Annotated in this window: 1 rRNA gene (only partly in view); it reads left to right on the top strand. The window is 55.5% G+C overall.

The features are described 5' to 3' along the window. Positions 1-1,400: ribosomal RNA gene (locus ACFVXE_RS38585) — 23S ribosomal RNA — on the top strand (it extends 1,372 nt beyond the left edge of the window). The last annotated feature ends 22 nt before the right edge of the window (positions 1,401-1,422 follow it).

The following is a 1,422-nucleotide window of genomic DNA, read 5'->3' as shown; positions in this document are numbered from 1 at the left end:
CATTAAGTCTGAGACCTGATGCCGAGCCGATTGTGGCGAAGTGGATGATCCTATGCTGTCGAGAAAAGCCTCTAGCGAGTTTCATGGCGGCCCGTACCCTAAACCGACTCAGGTGGTCAGGTAGAGAATACCGAGGCGTTCGGGTGAACTATGGTTAAGGAACTCGGCAAAATGCCCCCGTAACTTCGGGAGAAGGGGGGCCATCACTGGTGATTGGATTTACTCCATGAGCTGGGGGTGGCCGCAGAGACCAGCGAGAAGCGACTGTTTACTAAAAACACAGGTCCGTGCGAAGCCGTAAGGCGATGTATACGGACTGACGCCTGCCCGGTGCTGGAACGTTAAGGGGACCGGTTAGCTGACTTTCGGGTTGGCGAAGCTGAGAACTTAAGCGCCAGTAAACGGCGGTGGTAACTATAACCATCCTAAGGTAGCGAAATTCCTTGTCGGGTAAGTTCCGACCTGCACGAATGGCGTAACGACTTCTCGACTGTCTCAACCATAGGCCCGGTGAAATTGCACTACGAGTAAAGATGCTCGTTTCGCGCAGCAGGACGGAAAGACCCCGGGACCTTTACTACAGTTTGATATTGGTGTTCGGTTCGGCTTGTGTAGGATAGGTGGGAGACTTTGAAGCAGCCACGCCAGTGGTTGTGGAGTCGCCGTTGAAATACCACTCTGGTCGTGCTGGATGTCTAACCTGGGTCCGTGATCCGGATCAGGGACAGTGTCTGATGGGTAGTTTAACTGGGGCGGTTGCCTCCTAAAGAGTAACGGAGGCGCCCAAAGGTTCCCTCAGCCTGGTTGGCAATCAGGTGTTGAGTGTAAGTGCACAAGGGAGCTTGACTGTGAGACCGACGGGTCGAGCAGGGACGAAAGTCGGGACTAGTGATCCGGCAGTGGCTTGTGGAAGCGCTGTCGCTCAACGGATAAAAGGTACCCCGGGGATAACAGGCTGATCTTCCCCAAGAGTCCATATCGACGGGATGGTTTGGCACCTCGATGTCGGCTCGTCGCATCCTGGGGCTGGAGTCGGTCCCAAGGGTTGGGCTGTTCGCCCATTAAAGCGGTACGCGAGCTGGGTTTAGAACGTCGTGAGACAGTTCGGTCCCTATCCGCTGCGCGCGTAGGAATATTGAGAAGGGCTGTCCCTAGTACGAGAGGACCGGGACGGACGAACCTCTGGTGTGCCAGTTGTCCTGCCAAGGGCATGGCTGGTTGGCTACGTTCGGAAAGGATAACCGCTGAAAGCATCTAAGCGGGAAGCCTGCTTCGAGATGAGTATTCCCACCCTCTTGAAGGGTTAAGGCTCCCAGTAGACGACTGGGTTGATAGGCCAGATGTGGAAGCCCGGTAACGGGTGGAGCTGACTGGTACTAATAGGCCGAGGGCTTGTCCTCAGTTGCTCGCGTCCACTGTGTT

Origin of the sequence: Streptomyces sp. NPDC058231 (assembly GCF_042882275.1) — a bacterium.
In the GTDB taxonomy this organism is placed as follows: domain Bacteria; phylum Actinomycetota; class Actinomycetes; order Streptomycetales; family Streptomycetaceae; genus Streptomyces.
This window is presented reverse-complemented; position numbering and strand designations above follow the sequence as displayed.